The following is a 25281-nucleotide window of genomic DNA, read 5'->3' as shown; positions in this document are numbered from 1 at the left end:
TGCAGTCACTCAGACCGTTGGGAACCTTCCCTTCCCCGCCTCGTCCCGAAAAATATCAAACAGTACTTGCGCCGCCGCCGACAGCTCATGCCCCGGTTTGGTCAGCACACCGATCGGCCGCTTGATCACCGGGCCGGTCAAGGTGATGCACCGCGCTCCCGCCTCCTCCATCTGCCCTCTGCATAACGCAGGCACGGCGCTCACGCCCAAGCCACTGGCGACCATCTTGCCCACCGTCGCCAGTTGATGGCTTTCCAGTGCCACCGGCAGCTTCATCTGCAAAGCACCCAGATGTTCTTCCAGCATCACCCGCACCGTGGAGGGTCGCTGCAAAGTAATGAACGGGTGTGCGAGCATGGTTTGCCAGTTGATGGATGTTTGGCGCGCCAAGGGTGAGTCGCCCGGCACCACGGCAACGAAACGGTCCAGATACAGGGGCGTAAATGACAACGCCGAACCTTCGCCAGGCTCGAACGCCACGCCCAGCTCCACCTGGCGCTCGCGGACCATCTCCAGCACCTGCTCATTTATCAGGTCATGCACGGTTACGTTCACTTGAGGGTAACGCGCGCGGAATATCTTCAGGATCGGCGGCAACAGGTTGCCGGCAAACGATGGCATGGCCGCTACCGTCACCCGTCCGCGCTGCAAGGTGAAACGCTGACGCAGTTCGTCTTCGGCATTGTCCCAGTCGGCGATCAATCGGCGTGCCAGTGGCAAGAGTGATTCGCCCTCCGGGGTGAGCGCCACATTGCGCGTGGTGCGGCTGAACAGACGCCCCCCCAGGCCTTCCTCCAACCCTTTGATAGTGAGGCTGAGCGCCGACTGGGACAGGTGCAGGCGCTCACACGCGGCGGCGAAACTCAGGCTTTGGGCCACGGCCAGGAATGCGCGTATCTGTTTGACGGTCATGGAAAGCTCCAGGCTGCAAGTTGGAAGCTGCAAGTGATAGCGCCGCCGAACGCAGCTTTGAGCGTGCGGCTTGAGGCCGATTATGCTGTTTTTCAAACCAATCAACCTTAAAAAACAACTTAACAAATCAATCCGCCAGCGCAACACTCGGCTCATTGGCTGGCCCACACATAATAAAAGAGGTGCGTATGGCAGGTTTCGATAAACGCGTGGCGTCCTACGAGGAAGCCCTGGCAGGCCTGGAAGACGGCATGACCGTCCTCGCCGGGGGGTTTGGCCTGTGCGGCATTCCGGAAAACCTCATCAATGAGATCAAGCGCAAGGGCACCCGCGACCTGACCGTGGTCTCCAACAACTGCGGTGTTGACGGTTTCGGTCTGGGCGTGCTGCTGGAAGAAAAGCAGATCAGCAAAGTGATCGCATCCTACGTGGGTGAAAACGCCCTGTTCGAGAAGCAACTGCTCAGCGGCGAAATCGAAGTGGTGCTGACCCCACAAGGCACCCTCGCGGAAAAAATGCGCGCAGGCGGCGCCGGTATTCCAGCGTTTTTCACCGCTACCGGCGTCGGCACCCCGGTGGCCGAAGGCAAGGAAACCCGTGAATTCAACGGTCGCCCGTACCTGATGGAAGAGTCCATCACCGGCGACTTCGCCATCGTCAAAGGCTGGAAAGCCGACCACTTCGGCAATGTCATCTACCGCCACACCGCGCAGAACTTCAACCCGCTGGCGGCCACCGCCGGCAAAATCACCGTGGTGGAAGTCGAGGAAATCGTCGAGCCGGGCGCGCTGGATCCGGCGCAGATCCACACCCCTGGCATCTACGTCGACCGGATCATCTGCGGCACTTTTGAAAAGCGCATCGAACAGCGCACCGTCCGCAAATAATCCGCCCCCAGGCCCTGACAACAAGGACTCATAAAATGGCGCTTACCCGCGAACAAATGGCTCAACGTGTCGCCCGCGAAATGCAGGACGGTTTCTACGTGAACCTCGGCATCGGCATTCCAACCCTGGTGGCCAACTACATCCCCCACGGCATGGAAGTGATGCTGCAATCGGAAAACGGCCTGCTGGGCATGGGCCCGTTTCCTACCGAAGAGACGCTTGATGCCGACATGATCAACGCCGGCAAACAGACCGTGACCGCGCGCATCGGCGCCTCGATCTTTTCCTCCGCCGAGTCCTTCGCGATGATTCGTGGCGGCCACGTCGACCTCACCGTGCTCGGCGCGTTTGAAGTCGACGTGCAGGGCAACATCGCTTCGTGGATGATCCCCGGCAAGATGGTCAAGGGCATGGGCGGCGCCATGGACTTGGTGGCCGGCGCGGAAAACATCATCGTGATCATGACCCATGCGTCCAAGGACGGTGAATCGAAGTTGCTCAGCCAATGCAATCTGCCGCTGACCGGTGCCCACTGCATCAAACGTGTGCTCACGGACCTGGCTTACCTGGAAATCGACAATGGCGCGTTTATCCTCAAGGAACGCGCACCTGGTGTCAGCGTTGAAGAGATTGTGAGCAAGACCGCCGGTAAACTCATCGTCCCGGACCATGTTCCGGAAATGCATTTTCAGTGAGGACCGCTTCCATGCAAGACGTCGTGATTGTTGCTGCCACCCGCACCGCCGTGGGCAGCTTTCAGGGTTCGCTGGCGAATATTCCAGCACCGGAACTTGGCGCCGCCGTGATCCGCCGCTTGCTGGAGCAGACCGGCCTGGACCCGGCCCAGGTGGACGAAGTGATCCTCGGCCAGGTGCTCACCGCAGGTTCGGGTCAGAACCCGGCGCGCCAGGCCTCGATCCTTGCCGGCTTGCCCCACGCCGTGCCGGCCCTGACCTTGAACAAAGTCTGCGGCTCGGGCCTCAAGGCCCTGCACCTCGGCGCGCAGGCGATTCGCTGCGGCGATGCCGAGGTGATTGTCGCCGGCGGTATGGAAAACATGAGCCTGGCCCCCTATGTTTTGCCGGCTGCGCGCACCGGTTTGCGCATGGGTCACGCCACTATGATCGACAGCATGATCACTGACGGCCTGTGGGATGCGTTCAACGACTACCACATGGGCATCACCGCCGAGAACCTGGTGGACAAGTACGGCATCAGCCGTGAAGCCCAGGATGCCTTCGCCGCCGCGTCCCAGCAAAAAGCCGCCGCGGCTATTGAAACCGGGCGATTTGTCGATGAGATCACGCCGATCCTAATACCCCAGCGCAAGGGCGACCCCGTGGCCTTCACCGTGGATGAGCAACCGCGCGCCGGCACCACCGCTGAGTCCCTGGGCAAGCTCAAACCCGCGTTCAAGAAAGACGGCAGCGTCACCGCCGGCAACGCTTCCAGCCTCAATGACGGCGCTGCCGCGGTGTTGCTGATGAGTGCGGACAAGGCCAAGGCGCTCGGGCTGCCAGTACTGGCGCGTATCGCCAGCTACGCCAACGCCGGTGTCGACCCGGCCATCATGGGCATCGGCCCGGTGTCGGCGACCCGCCGCTGCCTGGACAAGGCCGGTTGGACACTTGCCGATTTGGACCTGATCGAAGCCAACGAAGCCTTCGCCGCGCAGGCGTTGGCGGTGGGCAAGGAGCTGGAGTGGGACGCCGACAAGGTCAACGTCAACGGAGGCGCCATCGCCATCGGCCACCCGATCGGCGCCTCAGGCTGCCGCGTGCTGGTGACCCTGCTGCATGAAATGATCAAGCGCGATGCCAAAAAAGGCCTGGCCACCCTGTGCATCGGCGGCGGTCAAGGCGTAGCCCTGGCCCTCGAACGCAACTGATCTAAATGGCCAACACAGTCCAACTGTGGGAGCAAGCCCCCTCCCACATGTTGATGTTCATCATGGCTCGAAAGCTCAGCGCTTCATGCAACGCTGATAACGCTCATCCACCCGTTTGGCAAACCACGCCGTGGTGAGGTTACGGGTGATCTTCGGGCTCTTGAGCACGATGCCCGGCAGTACGGCACGCGGCAGCGGTTTGCCGGCAGCCTTGTCGGCCAGGGCAAAAACGCGTTTGTAGAGGGTCGTGTCCTCGAAATCCAGTTGCTCACCCTGTTCCAGCTGGCTGCGGATGCTGGGATTGCGCATGTCCAGTTTCGCGCCCAGCGAGCGCACCGCCAGCTCGGTGGTGCCGGGCAGCAACGAGCCGTAACGGATCAAATCCCCATCCAACGCCAACTCAGTGCCGGAGACGCGGCTGACCGCCGCCTGGAACGCGGCATTGCGGCTTGCGTACCAACCCGCATTGAAATCGGCAAAGCGATAAAGCGGCTGGTCATAATTGACCGGATAACCCAGCAAATGAGCGATGCCGAAATACATGCCGCCACGGCGGGTGAACACTTCGCGGCGAATCGTGCCATCCACCGTGTAGGGATAATCGCGCGCCTGCTTCTGCGCAAACTCGATGCTGACCTGCATCGGGCCTGCGGTGTGCACCGGGTTGAAGCCGCCGAACAGCGTGTTGCCCAGGGGCACCATGCTGATGAAATCGTCAAAGATGCCACTGAGGTCCTTCTCGGTACGCGCAGCATTGAGGCGCTCGGCGTAGGTCTTGCCGCCAGGCGAGCGCACCTGCAAGGCGCTGCGCACCACAAACGCAGGCACATGCACCTTGCCGGCACGGCGCAGGATTTCATCCTGGGCGATCTTGCCCATATTCGGTACGGGCGGGTCGACCTGGTAGGTGGATTCCTGCTCGGTCACCGCCAGCACGGCGCAGATATTTTCGGTGCTGGGGTAGATGTGCTGGGTGTCGAACGCGGTGTAGATGTCCTGGGCCCAACCATTGCGATCGGCGACTTTGGCGGGCAGCAGGCGCACGATCTGCGCCTTTACGTCGGCCTCGCTGCGTTCCGGCTGCTGCGGGCCGCGTGAAGTTGAGCAGCCGGCCAGCACCAGCAACGTCGTGAGGCTGAGGATCAAGCGTGTTGAGTACATGGAGCTTCCTTGGATAACAACGGGCCAGGCAGTGCGGATATCGACAGGCAAGTCTAACGCGGGTTCGCCACTCTGCCCTGCGCCATTTGAAAGCGGATGCATCCTGCTGAAATCTCCCACATGAGCCTCGGATAACCTCTACTCCCCTCCTACTCCGACCTCGGCAAAGTCCTTCGCCTGATCACACAGTGCGAGGGATTGCAGATGGATTTGTTCGTTAAGGCCCTGATCGCCGGGGCTGTCTCATGATCAACCCTACCAGCCAGGCCATTGGCTTTCTGGTGCTGGCCGCCATGGACGCGAAGACGCGGGACGTCGAATCCGTTCTCGGCGATTTCCGGCGCTGCCTCAATTCCTACGATCTCTGGGCACAAAGCTATTTCAGCTTTTCGGCGCTCGATATCGAACAGGTATTCAAGGTCGGCGACCAGGTGGTGGTCGCGCCGATCGACCGTTCCCTCTTCCCCAGCAGCACCGTCGCCGCCTGCCCCGCGGACGGCACGCTGACGCTGGTGCATATGTTCGAGAGTTCACGCTTTGTGCCCATTGGCAATACGCCGGTGGTGTTGCAGCGGATTGACCCGAACGGCGGACCGCTGGGCGAGCCCATCCATCACACCATCGGGCCCAGCGGCATTCTTGAGGTCAAGGAGTGTGATCGCAACCAGCGTTACCGCATCAGTTTTTACCCCAACGTTTCCAAGGACCATTTCAAGGCGCTGTACGCCTCCTATCAGTCGGTGATCGCGCCCCTCGAACTGTGGCTGCGCGGTGAATGGCGCGACACATTCGAACCCTTGTGGAAGGGCTATGCCGAGGCGAATTTTCTCAAGCGCTATCTCTCGTTGGATCAAGCCTATGCCCGGGGCTTCAGCGAAGCGCTCTATTCATTGTGGGACGACATCAAGCAACTGTTCGAATGGCTTTCAGCTCCGCTGGCAAATGCTGAAAAGCTGCTGCATTACCTCTCTCAGGCAGAACTTGAACAGTTAATGGCGTTGAGTGCCGAGACCCTGGCCAAGGGGTTGCTGGTGCTCAGTGATGAGCCCTTGCTGTTCGTGTATCTGGCGGCGCTGGTCAGTTGGATGCGCCTGCTGCCGCCGCCGTACATGAACGAAATGTTGGGAGAGATCGGCGCAGAAATACTGATCAACTTGTTGCTGGGGATAGCTACGAGCGGGATGGGAATGGCGGTGCGCATGAGTACGAAAGTGCTCGGCCGCATCAAGTCTCACCGTACACGCCAGTGGTTGCAGCAGATAGCCAGTCAGTTTGGCAAGGCGCATCTGGACGAGCATACAGAGACGCTGAAGCCGGTGTTGTTAGCCAGCGCGGCCACGCCAATCAAGGCGGTGGCGCCGCTGAAGGTGGGCGAGGAGTTGGTGCCGAACGCGGTGCCGACGGTGCGAAAAAAGACGCAGCGCACGGCACTCGTGCACGAATCGCCTGTGGATGATGTGCCGGTGTCGGCAAAAAACCCGGCGGGGGATGCGGCCGCCTCTTCCGATAAAACCGTCACCAATGGCTGCCCGGTGTCGATGGTCACCGGCGAGGAATTGCTCACCCTCACCGACGGCATCCTGGATGGGATTTTGCCATTCGAGTGGACGCGGGTATATCGCACCAGTGCGGTGGAAATCGATATCGGGCTGGGGTTTGGCTGGAGCCATGCCCTGGCCCAGCGGCTGGTGGTGGCGGGCGATTCGGTGGTGTGGACGGACCATGAAAATCGCTCGACCGCGTTTCCGCTGCCGACCGTTTCGCGACCGGCAATCACCAACAGCCTGGCGGAAGCGGCGATCTTTTTGGGGGACTTGCCGGATGAGCTGGTGCTGGCCCAGGCGTCGCGGCTTTATCACTTTCGCGATGGCGTGCTGGTGGCGATCAGCGATGCGTATGACAACCGGCTGCGCATTTCCCGCGACGTGCTGGGGCGCATTGAGCGGCTGGACAATGGCGCCGGACGCTCGCTGTGGTTGCGCTATGCGCAGGGTCGAATTGCGGCGGTGGACTATCAGGTTCATCGCGCCAAGGGCCGTGAGCCTTACGAGTGGGTGACTGAACAGACGGTGGTGTCCTACGCCTACGACGACGCAGGCCAACTGGTGTCGGCGACCAATGCCGTAGGTGAATGCGAGATTTACCGGTACGACGAGCAGCACGTGATTCTGGAACGTGGGCTGGCCGGTGGCGCGAGTTTCTTCTGGGCGTGGGAACGGTCCGGCAAGGCGGCGCGCTGTGTGCGGCACTGGGCCAGTTTTGCGCAGATGGACACGCGCTATGTGTGGGGCGATGACGGGCGCGTCACCGTGCATAACGCCGATGGTAGCCAGGAAGTGTATGTGCATGACCAGCGGGCACGCCTGGTGCAGCGGGTGGATCCGGATGGCGCTCAGCACTTCAAATCCTACGACGCAAAGGGCCGGCTGACGGTTGAGCAGGACCCGTTGGGCGCGGTGACGGCGTATCAGTACGACGACGCGGGGCGCTTGGTGGCGCTGTTTCCCGGGGACGATGAGCCGACGTCCTACGAGCATGACAACGGGTTCGTACGGGTGGTGCGCCGGGGTGAGGCGGTTTGGAAGTACGAGCGTAATGAACAAGGCGACGTAACGCGCAGGACCGATCCTGACGGCCATGTCACCGACTACAGCTACAACAAACAGGGGCAACTGATTGGGGTGTGGTATCCCGATCACAGCTGCCAACGGCTGGTGTGGAATGAGCGCGGGCAACTGCTTGAGGAACAGTTGCCCAATGGCGGGATCAGGCGCTATCGCTATGACGACCTCGGGCGACAGGTGGCCCGCGAGGATGAGCATGGGGCGCTGACCGAGTATCAATGGGACAGCGTGGGCCGGTTGGTTCGCCTGATATTGCCGGGCGGTGCGACGCGGGAATACAGCTACAACGCCTACGGAAAAATCACCGCTGAACGCGATGAACTGGGGCACGTCACCCGTTACGAGTACGCCGACGGGCTGCACCTGATCAGTCGGCGACTCAATGCTGATGGCACTCAGGTCCAGTATCGCTACGACAACGCGCGGTTATTGCTGACCGAGATCGAAAACGAGGTCGGCGAGACCTACCGGCTTGCCTACCATCCCAACGGGTTGATCCAGCAGGAAATCGGCTTTGATGGCCAGCGCACCGCCTACGTTTATGACCTCAACGGCCATCTTCAGGAAAAGACCGAACATGGCGACGATGGCAGTCAGCTCATCACCCGTTATGAGCGAGACGCTGCCGGGCGCCTTGTCAGAAAAACCCTGCCGGATGGCAATAAGGTGGATTACGCCTACGACCGCCAGGGCAATCTCCTCAGCGTCGAAGACGGCCACTGGGCGCTGGCCTACGAATACGATCGACAAAACCGCCTCACCGCCGAGCATCAAGGCTGGGGCACCTTGCGCTATGGCTATGACGCCTGCGGTCAACTCCAGCACCTGCGCCTGCCGGACAACAACCGCGTCACGTTTAACCACGATAAAGGCGGCCACCTTGCGACTGTTCAGCTCAACGGTGAAGTACTCACCTCCCACCTGTTCAAAGCGGGCAAGGAGCACCAGCGCCAGCAAGGCGACCTACTCAGCCACTACCACTACGACGACCAACACCGCCTCCACGCCCACGCCATCACGCAACAGGAAAACCGCCACTACCGCCGCCAATACGACTACGACAAATCCGGCAACCTCGCCCGCATTCTCGATACGCGCAAAGGCGAACACCACTACGCCTACGACCCGCTCCACCGCCTGACCCGCGCCGATCACTCGCAGGATCTACAGGAACGCTTCGGTCACAACCCGGCCGGCAACCTGCTGATGCACGACCGCCCCGGCCCGGACATCGTCGCCGGCAATCGCCTGATGATCCAGGGCGACCGGCATTACGACCACGACGCCTTCGGCAACCTGATCCGCGAACGCCGGGGAAAAGGCCAGGCAGTGGTCACCGAATACCGCTACGACTGCCAGCATCGACTGATCGCCGTCAAAAAACCCAATGGCCAAACCGCCCGCTATCGCTACGACCCCTTTGGCCGGCGCATCAGCAAAATCGTGGATGACAAAACCACGGAGTTTTTCTGGCAAGGCGACAAACTGATCGCCGAACACCACGCCGACCGCCACCGCAGCTACCTCTACGAACCCGACAGCTTCCGCCCTTTAGCGCTGCTGGAAGGCTTCGGCCCCAACGCCACCAGCCCCTACCACTACCAACTCGACCACCTCGGCACCCCACAGGAACTCACCGCCCCAGAAGGCGAAATCGTCTGGTCCGCCCACTACCGCGCCTACGGCCACATCAGCCGCCTCGACGTCGACAAAATCGACAACCCGCTGCGCTTTCAAGGCCAATACTTCGACGAAGAAAGCGGCCTGCACTACAACCGACATCGCTACTACAATCCGGATGTTGGGCGCTATCTGACGCCGGACCCGGTGAAGCTGGCGGGCGGGATCAATGCTTACCAGTACGTGCCGAATCCTACCGGGTGGGTAGACCCACTAGGCCTAAGTTGTAAGATTGGAAAATGCCCTGGATCAGAAGCTGATCCCGACCAAAGAATTGCGGCCGACGGTGTAGTTGTTACTCATGAAAAAGCAGGGGGGCACCTGATTATGAAACACGTGGGCCAAACCGATACCCAGTTATCTGAACGACTTAAGGCTGAGCCAAATATACCGGCAGCCTCCACATTCAAATCCTTGGAAGACGCAGAATCACTAGTTTCTAAAAGTTTAGCCTCTCGTCAGCAGGAAATAACCAACTTCCTGCTGGGAACAAAGAAAAAGCATATTATTAGAGAGCAGTCGAACCAAGCTGTAGGATTGAGTTTTTTGAGAGACGCATCTGAAGCAGTACCCGTTAATAAATTTCTTCTCGTCTTGATCCGAAAACCTGAAATGCCAGATGGCTACTTATTGCTTACAGGATTCCCAATAAAAACATGAACGAGCAATTAACTGAACTTCAACAATTTTTTGGCGCCTATTTCCACCAGGATTGGATGGAAGAACATGCTACAGCGGATGAAGTAATTGATAGTTTCTTACTGGACTCATCTAAAGATACGATCATGACTGTGAGAGAAGAGATATTGCAGCTAGCGAAATCATTCACAACTGAGTCAGAGTTTCAGCAGAACCTATTTTACAAACAGTATTGCAATTATTACTACCCCAACCAGTGGCCATCGGGGCTGATATGGCTGAATTATGTAGTGGAAAAGTTCGACCACTGTTTACTCAAAAAAATAAATAGCTAGAACATTCTAAAACATAAAAACTGGTGAACATGAGCTGTGGGCTGCTACGCAGCCCAACGCGACCAAGCTCGCTCGCACAAGAGGTAATGGATGCCTCAAATCCCCGCCAACGCCAACTCCATCGCAAAATACGTAAAAATCAAATCCGCCCCTGCCCGTTTAATCGATCCCAACGTTTCCCGCACAACCCGATCTTCGTCAATCGCACCCGCCTGGGCACCGAACTTGATCATCGCGTATTCACCACTGACCTGATACGCCGCCACCGGCAAACGCGAGGCTTCGCGTATGTCGCGGATGATGTCGAGGTAGGCGCCCGCTGGCTTGACCATCAATGCATCCGCGCCTTCCTGTTCATCCAGCAACGATTCACGCACGGCTTCGCGGCGGTTCATCGGGTTCATCTGGTAGCTTTTGCGGTCGCCTTTGAGGGCGCTGCCGCCGGCTTCGCGGAAGGGGCCGTAGAGAGCCGAGGCGAATTTGGTGGAGTAGGCCATGATCGGGATGTGGGTGAAGCCGGCGTCATCCAGGGCGCGGCGGATGGCCTGGACCTGGCCGTCCATCGCGGCTGACGGGGCGATCACGTCGGCGCCGGCGCGGGCGGCGACCACGGCCTGTTTGCCGAGGTTGATCAGGGTCGCGTCATTGTCGACGTGGGCGCCATGCATCACACCGCAGTGACCGTGGTCGGTGTACTCGCAAAAACAGGTGTCGGACATCACGATCATGTCCGGCACGGCGTCCTTGATGATCGACGACATGCGCGAGACCAGACCGCGTTCCTGCCAGGTGTCGCTACCGTTCGCGTCCAGGTGATGGGACACGCCGAAGGTCATCACCGACTTGATGCCGGCGCGGGCATATCGCTCGATTTCACCGGCAAGTTTCTTCTCGGGGATACGCTGCACGCCCGGCATGCTGGTGATCGGCACGAAGTCGTCGATTTCTTCCTCGACGAAGATCGGCAGCACCAGATCGTTGAGGGTGAATTCGGTTTCCTGGAACAAGCCACGCAACTGGGGTGAGCGGCGCAGGCGGCGGGGACGGGACTCGGGGAACTGGCTGGTCATGGAATTCCTGAGAAATGGCAAAAACAATGGGGCAAAAGCTTATGCCCCTTGATTGCCAGGAACAAACGCTCAAGGCCCAATAGTCTGTTGCATGGCCTGTAACAATGCGTTTTTCTAAAGCTGCAGACGTCCGTCGATACACACCGCAACGGCACCACCGACCCAGATTTCATCGCCCCGACGTTCGACGCGGATGCGCCCTGCCCTGCCCATCGCCGTGCCCTGGCTGACCACGTAGCGATCAGGCGCCAGCCCCTCACTGAGCAGCCATTGCGCGACACCCGCGTTCAGACTGCCGGTGGCTGGATCTTCCGGAGCGCCATCGCCCGCGACAAAGGCGCGCACCTCAAACTGAGCGTCGCCCGTGTCGCACGGCGCAATCACGCCGACCGCCAGGCCGAGCAATTGCGCGTAATCGGGCCGCAGGTCCAGCACGGTCTGGCGGTCGGCCAGCATCACTGCCAGCCAACCGGCGCCATTGTCGACCCACTGGCTGCGCAGGATGGCACCCGGTGCCAGGCCCAACCCCAGGCGAACGCGCTCCAATAATGAAGCCTCCACCTCGCCGGCACGCAACAACGGCGGCGCGATAAACGCCAGCTCGTCGCCCTGGCGCCGGATACGCACCAGACCGATTTCACATTCCTGAATGATCTGTTCGCCCTTCGGCACGCCACCCGCCTGCAGCCACGCATGACAGCTGCCCAGGGTCGGGTGCCCGGCGAACGGCAGTTCCTGCAGGGTGGTGAAGATGCGAACCCGGTAGTCCGCCCGTGGATCGCGCGGCGTCAGCAAAAACGTGGTTTCGCTGAGGTTGGTCCACTTGGCGAAATCGGCCATCTGCTGGTCGGTCAGGCTGTCAGCGCCCAGTACCACCGCCAGCGGGTTGCCCTTGAGCGGCACACTGCTGAATACATCCAGTTGCTTGAAATCGAAAGTCGGCATGGGTCAGCTCGGAATGCTCAGGCCACGGATTACCGCTGGCCGGGCGACGAAGCCATCCAGCGCGCGCAGTACATTGGGGAAGTCGGCGATGCCCACCACGTCGCCGGATTCATAGAAGCCGATGAGGTTGCGAATCCAGGGGAAGGTCGCGATGTCGGCGATACTGTAGTCGTCGCCCATGATCCAGGTGCGGCCCAGCAGGCGTTTTTCCAGCACCTCGAGCAGGCGCCGCGATTCAGCGGCGTAGCGGTCGCGGGGACGCTTGTCTTCGTAAGCCTTGCCGGCGAACTTGTTGAAGAACCCGAGCTGACCGAACATCGGGCCGATGCCGCCCATCTGGAACATCAACCATTGCAGGGTTTCGTAACGCGTGGCCGGGTCTTCGGAGAGCAACTGGCTGGTTTTTTCCGCCAGATAGATAAGGATCGCGCCCGACTCGAACAACGCCAGCGGCTGGCCGCTGGGGCCATTGGGATCGATGATCGCGGGAATCTTGTTGTTGGGATTGAGCGACAGGAACTCGGGGGAAAGCTGGTCCTGGGTGTCGAAACTGACCTTGTGCGCCTCATAGGGCAGGCCCAGCTCCTCCAGCATGATCGAGACTTTGACACCGTTGGGCGTGGGCAACGAATACAGCTGCAGACGCTCGGGGTGCTGGGCGGGCCATTTGGCGTTGATCGGGAAGGCAGCGAGTGGATTCATCGGGAAACCCTTGGGCAGAAACTCACCATCATAGTCATCTGACCGCCTGAGTGCATGGGTCATCATTGCGCAACATTGGTGCGCTAATCTGCCGCAAGCGCGAACCAAAGTGCCCATATGCACTCTTAAGTGCGCCCTCATGGGTGAATGGAGGCACCTTGCTATATCGACAAGGAACACCGCAGCAGGCGCCAAGCGCCACTGTGGCCGGGCCTGTCGGCCTTAACCTGACGCACGAAGACTCGAACCTATCATGAAGATCAAGCCTCTGCGCCTAGTGCAACGTTTCAAGCGCTATTCATACATTATGTTACCGATGCTGCTGGTGAGCGGCGCCATGGTCGCCGCTCTCGATGCCCGCGAAAGCCGCGCGCAGCCGGTGGACGGCGTGCAAACCCTGGTGTTTCTGCGCCACGGCGAAAAACCTGCAGGCGGCCTCGGCCAACTCAATTGCCAAGGCCTGAACCGAGCGATGAACCTGGCCACGGTGCTGCCGGAAAAATTCGGCAAGGCCAACTACGTATTTGCGGCCAACCCGACGCGCAATATCGAAGAAGGCGAGAAGGACAATTCGTACAGCTACATTCGCCCGCTGATGACCATCAGTCCCAGCGCGATCAAGCTCGGCCTTCCGGTCAATATCAAGTTTTCGGCCAACGACACCAGCGCCCTGGCCGACGAGTTGGTGGAAGACAAGTACCACAACGCGACTATCTACACCGCCTGGTCCCACGGCTATCTGCCGGAGCTGATCAACAAGGTGGCCAGCGAGGCGGTGGGCGAGAAGCACACCATCACCGAAGACTGGTCCGGCAGCGATTACGACACCCTGTACGTGCTCACGCTGACCTGGCACAACGGCAAGGCGTCGTTGTTGAGTCGCAACTATAAGCAGGGCCTGAACAACGGCGAGGAAAACTGCCCGGAAGCGACGCAGGTCAGCGCAGATATCTGAAGGTTGGGCGGCGGGGGCGTATGATGCTGCGCTATCGACTCCTCTGCGGATTATCAGCATGTCCAACCTCATCTCCACCCAGCCCTACCGGGGCTGGTCCTTCTGGTGGAAGCCGGCGCTGTTTCTACTGGTGGCCTGCGTCGGCCTCTACTATGTGAAGTGGTCGCCCTACTACTTCAAGGCATTTGTCGCGGCCGACAGCCACAGCATTGGCGCCTCGATTATCAATGACCAGCAAAGCTCGCCCCTGGCGGCAGCGCTGGCCTATGCGCAGGTGTATTTCCTGGCGATCTGGAAAGCGGCCGTGCTGGCGGTGATTCTTGGCTCATTGCTGCAAGTGCTGATCCCCCGTGACTGGTTGCTGCGCCTGTTCGGCCGTGCCGGGCTCGGCTCGACCCTGCGCGGCGGGCTGTTCGCCTTGCCGGGGATGATGTGCAGTTGCTGCGCCGCGCCTGTCGCGGCGGGCATGCGCCGTCAGCAGGTCTCGGTGGGCGCGGCGCTGGCGTTCTGGATCGCCAACCCGGTGCTTAACCCGGCCACGCTGGTGTTCATGGGCTTTGTGCTGGGCTGGGGCTTTACCGCGTTGCGGCTGGTGGCAGGGATTGTGCTGGTGGTGGGCGTGTCCCTTGTGGCGCAGCGTATCGCACGGCCCGAACAGGTGCCGGAAGCCGCGCTGGAGGCTGTGGCCGATGCGAGCACAGTGGATGCGCAACCGTTTCTCGGCCGCTGGCTGCGTACCCTGTGGCAGCTGTTCTGGAGCACCATCCCGGTGTACATCCTGGCGGTGCTGGTACTGGGCGCGGCGCGGGTGTGGCTGTTCCCACACGTGGACGGCGCAATGGCCAACAGCCTGGTGTGGCTGGTGCCGCTGGCCATTGTCGGCACGTTGTTCGTGATTCCTACGGCGGCGGAGATTCCTATCGTACAAACCATGATGGCCCTGGGCATGGGCACCGGGCCGGCGGTAGCGCTGCTGATGACCCTGCCCAGCGTGAGCCTGCCGTCGCTGTTGATGCTGCGCAAGGATTTCGACGCGCGGGTGCTGGTGACAGTGGCCGGGTTGACCATGCTGGTGGGGGTGGTGTGTGGTTTGATCGGGGCTTTGATTCTCTAGGGGCTGGGTGAGGCTGAGGGCCTCATCGCAGGCAAGCCAGCTCCCACATTTGACTGTATTCACCGTTCAAAATGTGGGAGCTGGCGTGCCTGCGATAGCGGTCACATGCTCAACCCCTCAGCTCAGCCTGGTCAACCTTTCGCGCAGATACTCAACCACAGCCCCCTGCTCCCCCGCAAACTCGATACGCGCGCCCTTGCTCTCGCGCTGGAAGGCATACATCGGGTCGTAGTATTCGCGCAGTAACCCCTCAATCCATACCCGGTGCAAGTGCACCACGCCACTGCGCGCCTGTTCCGCCAGGGCGTCCTGCAAAATCGCCTGCAACCGCTGGAAGCGTTCGCCGCCCAGGCGTTTGTGGATATTGGCCAGGCTCTGGGTCAGGCGTTCGGCAAACAGCGCCTGGCCCTGCTCGCCAAACAGCGCAATGAACTCGGCACACAGGTCCACCACGTAGTCGCGCAGGATCCGCTCCACGCGCCATTCCACGCTGTCTTCCAGCCACACCATCGCAAAACTCTGCATGCCTTTGTGCAACGCCAGCGGCAGCGCACAGCTGCCGATCATGCGGCTCTCGTCCTCGACCACGAATTGCTCGACGCCGGCAGCGCGTTTTTTCAGCAGGTCCACCGCCAGGCGGTTCTCGAAGTCGATGTTGGACGGTTGCGCCGTGGCACGCTTGCCGAAGCTGGAACCGCGATGGTTGGCGTGGCCTTCCAGGTCGAGGGCGTTGCGCAACTGGCCGAGCACTTCGGTCTTGCCGGTGCCGGTCATGCCGCCGAGCAGCACGAAATCACACTGGACGGTTGCCTGCTCAATGGTGTCCACCAGAAACGTGCGCATGGCCTTGTAGCCACCGCCAACGCGGGGGTATTCGATGCCGGCTTCGCTCTTCAGCCATTGCTGGACGATCTGCGAGCGCAGCCCGCCGCGAAAGCAATACAGGTAGCCATGGGGATTGGCCTCGGCGAAGTGCGCCCATTGCTCGATACGCTGAGCCTTGATCGCACCGGACACCAACTCGTGGCCCAGAACGATTGCGGCTTGCTGGCCCTGCTGCTTGTAACAGGTGCCGACCCGCTGGCGCTCGTGGTCGGTCATCAGCGGCAGGTTGATCACGCCGGGGAACGCGCCCTTGGTGAATTCGACCGGCGCGCGCGTGTCCATCATCGGCCGGTCGTTCAGGAAAATGTCGCGGTAATCGGTGATGTCGGCCGCCATCAAATCACCTCGACCGCGTTGGTCTGTCGCTCAAGCAGTTCACCGATTGGCGCAAGGCTCAGGCCCAGCTCCGCCGCCACGGCATGGAACTCGGCGTCGCCTTCAGGCGTGACGGCGATCAGCAGGCCCCCGCTGGTTTGCGGGTCGCACAAGACGCGCTTGTGCAGCTCCTGCACGCGCCCCAGCTTTTTGGCGTAGCTGTCGAAATTGCGCAAGGTGCCGCCGGGCACGCAGCCTTGATCGAGGTAGTATTCAACCCCTGGCAGGCGTGGGACCTTTTCGTATTCGATGCGCGCCGTGAGACCACTGCCGTCGGCCATTTCCACCAGATGGCCCAGCAGGCCGAAACCGGTGACGTCGGTCATGGCGGTCACCCCGGCCAACTTGCCGAAGCGGCTGCCCGGTTTGTTGAGGGTGCACATCCAGTCCCGGGCCAGCCCGATATCCGCTTCGCGCAGCTTGCCTTTCTTTTCCGCCGTGGTGAGGATGCCGATGCCCAGCGGCTTGGTCAGGTACAACCGGCACCCGGCGGTGGCAGTGTCGTTACGCTTCATGTGGCGCTTGTGCACCAGGCCCGTGACGGCCAGACCGAAGATCGGCTCGGGCGCGTCGATCGAATGCCCGCCCGCCAAAGGAATGCCGGCGTCGTCGCACACCGAGCGGCCGCCACGGATGACTTCGCGAGCCACCTCCGGTGCCAGCACATTGACCGGCCAGCCAAGGATCGCGATGGCCATCAGCGGATCGCCGCCCATGGCGTAGATGTCGCTGATGGCATTGGTGGCGGCGATGCGGCCGAAGTCGAAAGGGTCGTCGACAATCGGCATGAAAAAGTCAGTGGTGGAGACCACGCCACGCTCGTCATCGATGGCATACACCGCCGCATCGTCGCGCGAGGCATTGCCCACCCACAGGTTGGGGTCGAGGTTCTGCGCGCCGCTGCCGGCAAGGATCACTTCCAGCACCTGGGGCGAAATCTTGCAGCCACATCCCGCGCCGTGGCTGTACTGGGTAAGGCGAATCGGCTCGTTCATGGGAAACCTCAAGCTATCAAGTGGGGCGATTCTAGCAGACAGCAAAAGGCCGGCTGGGCTCTTGTGAGCACAGCCGGCCTGTTTGTGTCAGCGCTTACTGGCGGGCAGCGAGCAAACGCTTGTGGCGGTTACGCCGGGCGATGTTCAGGCATTCGATCACCGCCGAGAACGCCATGGCCGCATACACGTAGCCTTTGGGCACATGGGCACCGAAGCCTTCGGCGATCAGCGTCATGCCGATCATGATCAAAAAGCCCAGGGCCAGCATCACCACGGTCGGGTTGTCGTTGATGAACTTGGCCAGGGGTTCGGCCGCCACCAGCATCACGATGACCGAGGTCACCACGGCAATGATCATGATCGGCAAGTGTTCGGTCATGCCCACCGCGGTGATGATGCTGTCGATGGAGAACACCAGGTCCAGCAGCAGGATCTGGCCGATGGCCGCGGCAAAACCGATGGTAATGGTGTTGCCGGCGCTGGTCTTCTCTTCCGGCTCCGGGTCCATGCTGTGATGGATCTCGGTGGTCGCCTTCCACACCAGAAACAGACCACCGGCGATCAGGATCATGTCTTTCCACGAAAACGCCTGACCGAAGATTTCAAACACCGGCGCCGTCAGTTGCACGATGAACGCGATGGTGCTCAACAGGCCCAGACGCAGGATCAGCGCCATGCTGATACCGATGCGGCGCGCCTTGGCCCGATGTTTCTCGGGCAGTTTGTTGGTAAGGATCGAGATGAAGATCAGGTTGTCGATGCCCAGCACGATTTCCATGACGATCAGCGTCGCCAGGGCGATCCACGCGGTGGGGCTGGCGGCCAGTTGTAAAAGGTAGTCCATAGGTCAGTCCTGAGGTTGTGCCGGGAAGTTAGGTGTCTTGGGTAGTGGAGTCTGACTCGTTTTTCTCCTGATCATCCTTTTTTTGCGGGCTGATCAGGCCTTGTGTCGCTTCACTCAATGCCTGTTCGGCGGCCTTGTGGGTGTCATCGATGGCCTGCTTGGCCGACTCGGTGGCTTTGCCCAACACCTGCTGCGCACTTTTCTCGACCTGATCACACCCGCTGATCATCACCAATGAAAGCGCTAGCAAGGACGCCGCGCCCAGGGAATTGAGTTTCATCATGCCTTCCTCGTTAGAACCAATGGGTCCAGATAGTGGCCCCGCGATAGCGAGGCATTCTATGCAGGCGAACAGTTCAGTAAAATTCGTATTTTTCTCACGTATACTTCGGTTTTCACGAAGTGTAGGTTGCCATGCTCAATTACCGACAGCTGCATTACTTCTGGGTGGTGGCCAAGACCGGCAGCATCGTGCGCGCCTGCGAGCAACTGAACCTCACGCCCCAGACCATCAGCGGGCAGATCAGCCTGCTCGAACATACCTATGGCATCGCATTGTTTCAGCGGGTAGGACGTCAGTTGGAACTCACCGAGGCCGGGCGCAAGGCCCTGCCCTACGCCGAGCACATGTTCCAGACCGGCAATGAACTGGAGGCGATGCTGCGCGCGCAACCGGATGAACAGCAGATCCTGTTCCGGGTCGGGGTGGCCGATGTGGTGCCCAAGTCCATCGTTTACCGGCTGATCGCGCCCACCATGGAGCTGAGCGAACCGCTGCGCATCACCTGCCGCGAAGATAAACTCGAACGGTTACTGGCAGACTTGGCGATCCAGCGTCTGGACCTGGTGATCTCCGACAGCCCGATGCCGACGCACCTCGACATCAAGGGCTACAGCCAGAAACTGGGCGAATGCGGCATCAGTTTTTTCGCCACACAGGCCTTGGCGGACCGGTATCCCGGCGCTTTCCCGCAGTGCCTGCAGGGTGCGCCGTTGCTGATTCCGGGCGCGGAGACAGTGGTGCGCAGCCGTTTGCAGCGCTGGTTCTCCGAGCAGCACATTCAGCCGAAGATCATCGGCGAGTTCGACGACAGTGCCCTGATGCAGGCATTCGGCCAATCCGGTAGCGGCATATTCATCGCCCCCAGCGTGATAGCGGACGAGGTGGTGGGCCAATACGGCGTGGCATTGATTGGCCAGACGGATGCGGTGACCGAGTCGTTTTACGCGATTTCGGTGGAGCGCAAGGTCAAGCACCCCGGCATCGTGGCGATTACCGAAGGCGCGAGGCGCGAGTTGTTTACCGCCCTGCCCTGATGAGCGCGGGTGACGCAACGCCGCAGCCATCAAGACACTTCCTGCAGCGTGCTAGACTTCGCGCCTGCTTCCTACAGCCTTTTCCACCTGCACTATGCGCCCTACTAAAAAAATCAGAGACAACCCTTCATGACTGCCGCTCCTTCCCCCCTGCAACGACTTTTGCGCATCAGCCTGGTCACTCAAATTGTCATCGGCCTGGTCGCCGGCATCCTGCTGGCGTTGGTGTGGCCCGAGGCTGCACGGACTGCCGGTTTTATCGGCAAGGTGTTTGTCACGGCGCTAAAGGCGGTCGCGCCGATCCTGGTGTTCGTGCTGGTGATGGCTTCCATCGCCAACCATAAACACGGCCAGCAAACCCATATCAAGCCGATTCTGTTTCTGTATTTACTGGGTACATTTGCAGCCGCCGTGGTTGCCGTGATTGCAAGCACGCTGTTTCCGTCATTCCTGGTGCTCGCCACCCACGACGCTGCAGTGACAGCGCCCGGCGGCATCGGCGAGGTGCTGCAAAGCCTGGTACTCAGCGTGGTGGACAACCCGGTCAGCGCACTGATGAACGCCAACTTCATTGGCATCCTGGCCTGGGCCATCGGTATGGGCGTCGCGATCCGACGCGCGGGTGAAACCACGCGCACGGTGGTGAACGACCTGTCCAACGGTGTGACGCTGATCGTGCGCGTGGTGATCCGCTTCGCGCCGCTGGGGATCTTCGGCCTGGTCGCATCGACCCTGGCCACGTCGGGTTTCGACGCGCTGCTCGGCTATGCGCACCTGCTGTTGGTGCTGATCGGTTGCATGCTGTTTGTGGCGCTGGTGATCAACCCCGCCATCGTGTTCTGGAAACTACGCCGCAATCCTTATCCGCTGGTGTTGATGTGCCTGCGCGAAAGCGGCATCACCGCGTTTTTTACCCGCAGCTCGGCGGCCAATATTCCGGTGAACCTGGCGTTGAGCAAGCGTCTGGGGCTGCATGAGGACACGTACTCGGTGTCGATCCCACTCGGGGCCACCATCAATATGGCCGGTGCGGCGATTACCATTACCGTGCTGACCCTGGCCGCAGTGCACACTCTGGGTATCGCCGTGGACCTGCCCACCGCCGTGTTGCTCAGCGTGGTCGCGGCGATCTGCGCCTGCGGCGCCTCGGGCGTGGCCGGTGGCTCGCTGTTACTGATTCCGCTGGCGTGCAGCCTGTTCGGCATCCCGAGTGAAATCGCCATGCAGGTAGTGGCGGTAGGCTTCATCATCGGGGTGCTGCAGGACTCGGCGGAAACTGCGCTCAATTCGTCGACGGATGTGTTGTTTACAGCGGCGGCGTGCCTGGGCCAGGAAGAACAGAGCGCCTGATACGGCGGACACAAAAAACCGGGGTGGTTCATTGAAGAACCACCCCGGTTTTTTTGTACTGGGGGTGCTTAGAACGCGCCCATGTAATCGCGCTTGCCCACTTCCACGCCGTTATGACGCAACAACGCGTAGGCAGTGGTGACGTGGAAGAAGAACTGCGGCAGGCCGTAGGTCAGCAGATAGGACTGGCCCGTGAAGCGTTTCTCTTTCGGTGTGCCTGGGCGGGTGATGATCTCGATGCCTTCCTTGCCGTCGATCTGCTCGGGCTTGAGGGTGTCGATGAAGGCCAGCACCTTGGTGATCAGCGCTTGCAGGTCGGCAAAGGTGACTTCGTTGTCTTCGTACTTGGGCACGTCGATCTCAGCCAGGCGCGCCGAGACGCCCTTGGCGAAGTCGACGGCGATCTGCACCTGGCGCACCAGTGCGAACATGTCCGGGAACAGGCGCGCCTGCAGCAGCGCGTTAGGCTCGATATTTTTGGCGGTGGCATGGGCTTCGGCCTTGTTCAGCACATCGCTCAGGGCGTTGAGCATTTGCTTGAAGACCGGAATTGAGGCGGCGTACAGGGAAATAGTCATGACAGTCTCACGGTTATGGCAGGGTTTGAACCAGCGGCGATTATAGGCATGCCAGCCGCTTGTCTTTTATTTTTTCCGGCATAGGCTAGTGCGCTCACTGCATAGGGAAAGCGCGATGACCGCCGAGCACGACACCGACACCCCCGAGCCGCGCCTGAACAGCACGGAAATCCGCCTCCTGGGCTGCTTGATCGAAAAACAGGCGACCCATCCGGAAACCTACCCCCTGACCCTCAACGCACTGGTGCTGGCCTGCAACCAGAAGACCAGCCGCGAGCCGGTGATGAACCTGAGCCCGGGTCAGGTCGGCCAAAGCCTGCGCGTGCTCGAAGGCCAGGGGTTTACCCGGCTGGTGATGGGCAGCCGCGCCGACCGGTGGGAGCACCGCGTGGAAAAGGCCCTGGAACTGGTGCCGGCCCAGGTGATTCTTATCGGCCTGCTGTTTTTGCGCGGGCCGCAGACGGTCAACGAGTTGCTGACCCGCAGCGGGCGCATGCATGCCTTCGAGGACGCCGAGCAAGTGGTGCATCAGTTGGAGCGTCTGATTGCGCGCGGGCTGGCCGTGCTGGTGCCGCGCCAGGCGGGGCAGCGGGAAGACCGTTATACCCATGCACTGGGCGATCCGGCGGATATCGAGGCGATTATCGCGGCGCGGGGGAACCCCGTGGAGCGCGGGTCGGCCGGGGTTTCCATGGACCGTATTGAAGAACTGGAAGCGCGGATTGCGGCGCTGGAAGAGCGCCTGGCGCAGCTGGAACAAGCCTGACACGAGCAAACACTGTGGGAGCGGGCTCGCTCGCAAATGAGGTGGTTCAGCAAACTATCGGGTGGCTGACACACCGCCTTCGCGAGCAAGCCCGCTCCCACATTTGGGGGCTGTACACATTTCTAGCTTCGGGCGAAGGCCACAGCCGCCTGAAACTGCTCCTGCGTCGGCCGCACGCCGGTATACAGCACAAACTGCTCCAGCGCCTGGATCGCAATCACCTCCAACCCCGTAATCACCCGCTTGCCCTGGGCACGGCCTCGTACGATCAACGGTGTTTCGGCGGGGATCGCCACCACATCGAATACAGTTTCCGCGTTATCCACGGTATCCGGGTTGAACGCCAACTGGTCTGCTTCCGCGCCGCCTGTCATGCCGATTGGCGTCACGTTAACCAGCATCTGCGGGCGCAACGCGCCCAAGTCCGCTTGCCATTCATACCCCAAATTGCTCGCCAGCGCCCTGCCCGCCTTTTCATTGCGCGCCAGGATCACGCCATTGGCATAGCCGCCATCACGCAAGGCACTGGCCACAGCCTTGGCCATGCCGCCGCTGCCACGCAGGGCAAACGTGAAGTCCTTGGGCACGGCGTGCTTTTTCAGCAGCTGCTCGATGGCGATGTAGTCGGTGTTGTAGGCTTTGAGATGGCCATCGGTGTTGACGATGGTGTTGAGGGAGTCGATGGCTTGAACCGACTCGTCAAGTTCGTCCACCAAGGCAATGGCGGCCTCCTTGAACGGCATGGACACCCCGCAACCGCGCACGCCCAGCGCACGTATGCCGCCGATCGCGCCGGGCAGATCGCGGCTGCTGAAGGCCTTATAGTAGAAATTCAGGCCCAACTGCTCGTACAGATGGTTATGGAAACGCAGGCCGAAATTTCCGGGACGCGCCGACAGTGACATGCACAGCTGGGTGTCCTTGTTGGGGTGCATCTGCATGGGTAGCTCCTTGAAGGTAAGCAAATCGGTACAGACCTTACACAACCTTTACCTGGCGGCTGTGCTGTTTTTCAGAAATACGTTGTCTTAAAAGTATCCCCGCGACATTACTTGAGTCTATTGATTGCAGACCACAAGCGCAGGGGCTAACCGAGGAATGACCATGATGCGTAAACTCCCCAGGATCGCCTTGCTAATCGGCGCACTCGCAATGGCCGGCCAAGCCTCCGCCCACGGTGGTGGATGGGGTGGCCCTGCCGTCTTGGGTGCGCTGGTCGGCGCCGCCGTAGTAGGCTCCGTGGTGGCCAACCAGCCCCGTGAAGTCTATGTGCAGCAGCAGCCGGTGTACGTGCAACCGCAGCCGGTCTATGCGGCTCCGCCACCGGTGTACTACGCTCCGCCGCCACCGGTGTATGTGCAGCGCGAGGTCTACTACCGCCCGGCGCCGGTCTATTACGGCCCACCGCGCGGCTACTACGGACCTGCCCACTACTACGGCCCTCCCCATGGCTATTACGGCCGTGGCTGGTAAGCGTCAGCACGTTGCATGAACAGGCCCCGCCCACACGCGGGGCCTTTTTTTGCGCGCAATTCACAGGGCCCCGTCCGATTCAGTCGCGCAAGGGTCGCTCTGAGGACAGCGACCAAGGCGTAATCCCACATCATGGAGATCAAAAGTCCACTTGCTTGACCGGGGCCGGCGCTGGCATGTTGGTGCCCACTCACACGCTCATCACTGCGCCTGTCCACCCAATAACAACATAGGACGACTGACCATGCCCACGCAGAACCCCCATCGCACCGCCGGCTTGTGCACATCCAGCAAGGTCTACAACGCATTGACCGAACTCAAGCACCTGGAAGGCCACCGCAACGCGAAGTTCCTGGCGTTACTGGCGGAAAACCTGGTGCGCAAAGGCGTGCTCAGTGAAGCGGAAGTGGTGCATATGCTTGATCAGGTAGTGGACTGACGCCTGACGTTGATGACGACTATCGAGACAGATGATTTTTCCCGTTCCATCACACGCCTTAAGGTAGCGCCATCACGTTTGGAGGTACTTATGCCCACAATTCAAATCATGTCCGTCGTCGGCACCGCCGTTCCCGCCCCCCTGCGCAACCTGGGTTTGCTGGCCTGCTGGTACCTGGTCAGCGATGGCGAGCCCATCAGTGGCCCGCTCATGTCATTGTCCGACGCAAAACAGCAACTGCAAAAAACGTCGCTTCACGCTTAAGGCAACGGCAACTTGACCCGCGGCTTGGTCTCCACGAACAGCGCCCAGCTGGACATGAACAGCGCCGCCACCAGTGGCCCGATCACAAAGCCATTGAGGCCAAACACCGACAGACCGCCCAAGGTAGAGATCAGGATCAGGTAGTCCGGCATCTTGGTGTCCTTGCCGACCAGAATCGGGCGTAGCACGTTGTCCACCAGGCCGATCACGAACACGCCGAACAGGCCCAGCACCACGCCCTGCCAGATCGCCCCACTCAGCAGGAAGTAAACCGCTACAGGCGCCCAGACAATCCCCGCGCCAACCGCCGGCAACAATGACAGAAACGCCATCAGCACGGCCCAGAGCAGCGAGCTGGGAATGTCGAGAAACCAGAAAATCAAGCCGCCCAGCGCGCCCTGAGTCACCGCCACCAGCACGTTGCCCTTGACCGTCGCCCGCACCACCCGGTTGAACTTCAATTGCAGGCGACGCTTTTGCGGCTCGGCCAGCGGCACCGCGGTGCGCACCTTGCGCACCAGCTCCGGGCCATCGCGCAGCAGGAAAAACAGCAGATACAGCATGATGAAAAAACTCACCAGAAAATCAAACGTGCCCTGGCCGAAGCTGAACGCCTGGGACGCAAAAAACTGGCTGCCCTGCATCGCGCCCTTGACGATCTTTTCGCGCAGGCCTTCCAGATTGCCCATGCCAAAACGGTCAAGCAGATGCTGGAAGTAAGGCGGCAGGAAGTTCTTGAACTGCTCGATATAACCGGCCACATCCAGCTTGCCGCTTTCAATATTCTTGTACAGCGTGGCGCCCTCCTGCACGAGCAAGGCGCTGGTGATAATCACCGGCAGGATCGCGATCACCAGACACGCCGTCAACGTGGTCAGGGACGTGAGGTTGCGGTTCCAGCCGAATTTCGCCTGCACGCGGCGCTGCATGGGCGCAAAGATGATGCCAAGGATCACTGCCCAGAACACCGCGCCGTAGAACGGCAGCAATATCCAGATAAACGCTACGGTCACCAGGACCAGCATCAGCAGCAGGGTTTTGAATTGAAGGTTGGTCGCGTTCATGTCCGGTCCGTGTGAAAAA

Annotated in this window: 25 protein-coding genes; 13 read left to right on the top strand and 12 right to left on the bottom strand. The window is 60.6% G+C overall.

Annotation, left to right across the window (positions count from 1 at the left end; genetic code table 11):
• Nucleotides 1-9: 9 nt before the first annotated feature.
• Nucleotides 10-912 carry a LysR family transcriptional regulator gene (locus tag H045_RS06290; protein WP_015371762.1) on the bottom strand — a complete coding sequence of 301 codons (903 nt, stop codon included), beginning with the start codon at nt 910-912 and terminating at the stop codon, nt 10-12.
• A gap of 188 nt (nt 913-1100) precedes the next feature.
• On the opposite strand from H045_RS06290, the gene H045_RS06285 reads away from it, so the two are divergent.
• Genes H045_RS06285 through H045_RS06275 form a run of 3 tightly spaced genes read left to right on the top strand, consistent with a single transcriptional unit; the run spans nt 1101 to nt 3687 of the window.
• Entirely contained in the window at nt 1101-1799 is a 699-nt protein-coding gene (locus H045_RS06285) for a CoA transferase subunit A (RefSeq protein ID WP_003232827.1), read from the top strand.
• Nucleotides 1800-1834: 35 nt separating this feature from the next.
• Nucleotides 1835-2494, top strand: a complete 660-nt coding sequence (locus H045_RS06280; protein ID WP_015371761.1) for a CoA transferase subunit B — start codon at nt 1835-1837, stop codon at nt 2492-2494.
• Nucleotides 2495-2505: 11 nt separating this feature from the next.
• Entirely contained in the window at nt 2506-3687 is a 1182-nt protein-coding gene (locus tag H045_RS06275; protein WP_015371760.1) for an acetyl-CoA C-acetyltransferase, read from the top strand.
• Between the two features lie 75 nt (nt 3688-3762).
• Here H045_RS06275 and H045_RS06270 read toward each other — a convergent pair whose 3' ends face one another.
• Complete coding sequence (locus tag H045_RS06270) at nt 3763-4848, bottom strand: DUF1615 domain-containing protein (RefSeq protein ID WP_015371759.1); 1086 nt, start codon at nt 4846-4848, stop codon at nt 3763-3765.
• 245 nt (nt 4849-5093) lie between these two features.
• On the opposite strand from H045_RS06270, the gene H045_RS06265 reads away from it, so the two are divergent.
• Entirely contained in the window at nt 5094-9812 is a 4719-nt protein-coding gene (locus tag H045_RS06265) for an RHS repeat-associated core domain-containing protein (protein WP_015371758.1), read from the top strand.
• Nucleotides 9809-10126 carry a contact-dependent growth inhibition system immunity protein gene (locus H045_RS06260; protein WP_015371757.1) on the top strand — a complete coding sequence of 106 codons (318 nt, stop codon included), beginning with the start codon at nt 9809-9811 and terminating at the stop codon, nt 10124-10126. Before H045_RS06265 ends, H045_RS06260 begins: the two co-directional genes overlap by 4 nt.
• A 95-nt stretch (nt 10127-10221) precedes the next feature.
• Here H045_RS06260 and hemB read toward each other — a convergent pair whose 3' ends face one another.
• The 3 genes from hemB to H045_RS06245 form a co-directional block, all read right to left on the bottom strand.
• On the bottom strand, nt 10222-11196 hold the full coding sequence (gene hemB / locus H045_RS06255) for a porphobilinogen synthase (protein WP_015371756.1): 975 nt from the start codon (nt 11194-11196) through the stop codon (nt 10222-10224).
• A 114-nt stretch (nt 11197-11310) separates the two neighbouring features.
• Complete coding sequence (locus H045_RS06250; RefSeq protein WP_015371755.1) at nt 11311-12141, bottom strand: PhzF family phenazine biosynthesis protein; 831 nt, start codon at nt 12139-12141, stop codon at nt 11311-11313.
• A 3-nt stretch (nt 12142-12144) separates the two neighbouring features.
• Nucleotides 12145-12843, bottom strand: a complete 699-nt coding sequence (locus tag H045_RS06245) for a glutathione S-transferase N-terminal domain-containing protein (RefSeq protein WP_015371754.1) — start codon at nt 12841-12843, stop codon at nt 12145-12147.
• A 253-nt stretch (nt 12844-13096) separates the two neighbouring features.
• Here H045_RS06245 and H045_RS06240 point away from each other — a divergent pair, with 253 nt between their 5' ends.
• Together H045_RS06240 and H045_RS06235 are read left to right on the top strand one after the other, a co-directional pair.
• Entirely contained in the window at nt 13097-13798 is a 702-nt protein-coding gene (locus H045_RS06240; protein ID WP_003237940.1) for a hypothetical protein, read from the top strand.
• Nucleotides 13799-13856: 58 nt separating this feature from the next.
• A complete protein-coding gene (locus H045_RS06235; RefSeq protein ID WP_015371753.1) occupies nt 13857-14912 on the top strand; it encodes a permease in 1056 nt (351 codons plus the stop codon).
• Between the two features lie 117 nt (nt 14913-15029).
• On the opposite strand, the gene mnmH is transcribed toward H045_RS06235, so the two are convergent.
• The 4 genes from mnmH to H045_RS06215 all read right to left on the bottom strand — a co-directional run bounded on the left by mnmH (nt 15030) and on the right by H045_RS06215 (nt 18291).
• Nucleotides 15030-16133 carry a tRNA 2-selenouridine(34) synthase MnmH gene (gene mnmH / locus H045_RS06230; RefSeq protein ID WP_015371752.1) on the bottom strand — a complete coding sequence of 368 codons (1104 nt, stop codon included), beginning with the start codon at nt 16131-16133 and terminating at the stop codon, nt 15030-15032.
• Entirely contained in the window at nt 16133-17167 is a 1035-nt protein-coding gene (selD, locus tag H045_RS06225; protein WP_015371751.1) for a selenide, water dikinase SelD, read from the bottom strand. Before selD ends, mnmH begins: the two co-directional genes overlap by 1 nt.
• Nucleotides 17168-17261: 94 nt before the next feature.
• Nucleotides 17262-18011 (bottom strand): TerC family protein, encoded by a 750-nt coding sequence (locus H045_RS06220; RefSeq protein WP_003237949.1) that lies wholly within the window; start codon nt 18009-18011, stop codon nt 17262-17264.
• A gap of 28 nt (nt 18012-18039) precedes the next feature.
• Entirely contained in the window at nt 18040-18291 is a 252-nt protein-coding gene (locus tag H045_RS06215) for a hypothetical protein (protein WP_003237950.1), read from the bottom strand.
• Nucleotides 18292-18425: 134 nt separating this feature from the next.
• Between H045_RS06215 and nhaR the strand changes: the two genes are divergently transcribed.
• Complete coding sequence (nhaR, locus tag H045_RS06210) at nt 18426-19328, top strand: transcriptional activator NhaR (RefSeq protein ID WP_003237952.1); 903 nt, start codon at nt 18426-18428, stop codon at nt 19326-19328.
• A gap of 129 nt (nt 19329-19457) precedes the next feature.
• On the top strand, nt 19458-20678 hold the full coding sequence (gene sstT, locus H045_RS06205) for a serine/threonine transporter SstT (protein ID WP_032871475.1): 1221 nt from the start codon (nt 19458-19460) through the stop codon (nt 20676-20678).
• Between the two features lie 68 nt (nt 20679-20746).
• Here sstT and H045_RS06200 read toward each other — a convergent pair whose 3' ends face one another.
• Nucleotides 20747-21256 carry a DUF1993 domain-containing protein gene (locus H045_RS06200; RefSeq protein ID WP_003237956.1) on the bottom strand — a complete coding sequence of 170 codons (510 nt, stop codon included), beginning with the start codon at nt 21254-21256 and terminating at the stop codon, nt 20747-20749.
• A gap of 115 nt (nt 21257-21371) precedes the next feature.
• Between H045_RS06200 and H045_RS06195 the strand changes: the two genes are divergently transcribed.
• On the top strand, nt 21372-22022 hold the full coding sequence (locus tag H045_RS06195; protein ID WP_015371750.1) for a YceH family protein: 651 nt from the start codon (nt 21372-21374) through the stop codon (nt 22020-22022).
• A 122-nt stretch (nt 22023-22144) separates the two neighbouring features.
• Here H045_RS06195 and H045_RS06190 read toward each other — a convergent pair whose 3' ends face one another.
• A complete protein-coding gene (locus tag H045_RS06190) occupies nt 22145-22963 on the bottom strand; it encodes a shikimate 5-dehydrogenase (RefSeq protein WP_015371749.1) in 819 nt (272 codons plus the stop codon).
• A 157-nt stretch (nt 22964-23120) separates the two neighbouring features.
• On the opposite strand from H045_RS06190, the gene H045_RS06185 reads away from it, so the two are divergent.
• The 3 genes from H045_RS06185 to H045_RS25190 all read left to right on the top strand — a co-directional run bounded on the left by H045_RS06185 (nt 23121) and on the right by H045_RS25190 (nt 24198).
• A complete protein-coding gene (locus H045_RS06185) occupies nt 23121-23495 on the top strand; it encodes a hypothetical protein (protein WP_169896687.1) in 375 nt (124 codons plus the stop codon).
• A gap of 244 nt (nt 23496-23739) precedes the next feature.
• On the top strand, nt 23740-23934 hold the full coding sequence (locus H045_RS06180; RefSeq protein WP_003237965.1) for a hypothetical protein: 195 nt from the start codon (nt 23740-23742) through the stop codon (nt 23932-23934).
• 90 nt (nt 23935-24024) lie between these two features.
• On the top strand, nt 24025-24198 hold the full coding sequence (locus H045_RS25190; protein ID WP_003237966.1) for a hypothetical protein: 174 nt from the start codon (nt 24025-24027) through the stop codon (nt 24196-24198).
• Here H045_RS25190 and H045_RS06170 read toward each other — a convergent pair.
• Nucleotides 24195-25262: an AI-2E family transporter gene (locus tag H045_RS06170; RefSeq protein WP_003237970.1), complete on the bottom strand. Its 1068-nt coding sequence runs from the start codon at nt 25260-25262 to the stop codon at nt 24195-24197. The genes H045_RS25190 and H045_RS06170 overlap by 4 nt on opposite strands.
• Nucleotides 25263-25281: the final 19 nt, after the last annotated feature.

It is taken from the genome of Pseudomonas poae RE*1-1-14, assembly GCF_000336465.1.
Classification (GTDB): Bacteria; Pseudomonadota; Gammaproteobacteria; order Pseudomonadales; family Pseudomonadaceae; genus Aquipseudomonas; species Aquipseudomonas poae.
Note: the sequence above shows the minus strand (reverse complement) of the source record. Positions and strands in the feature narration are given on the sequence as shown.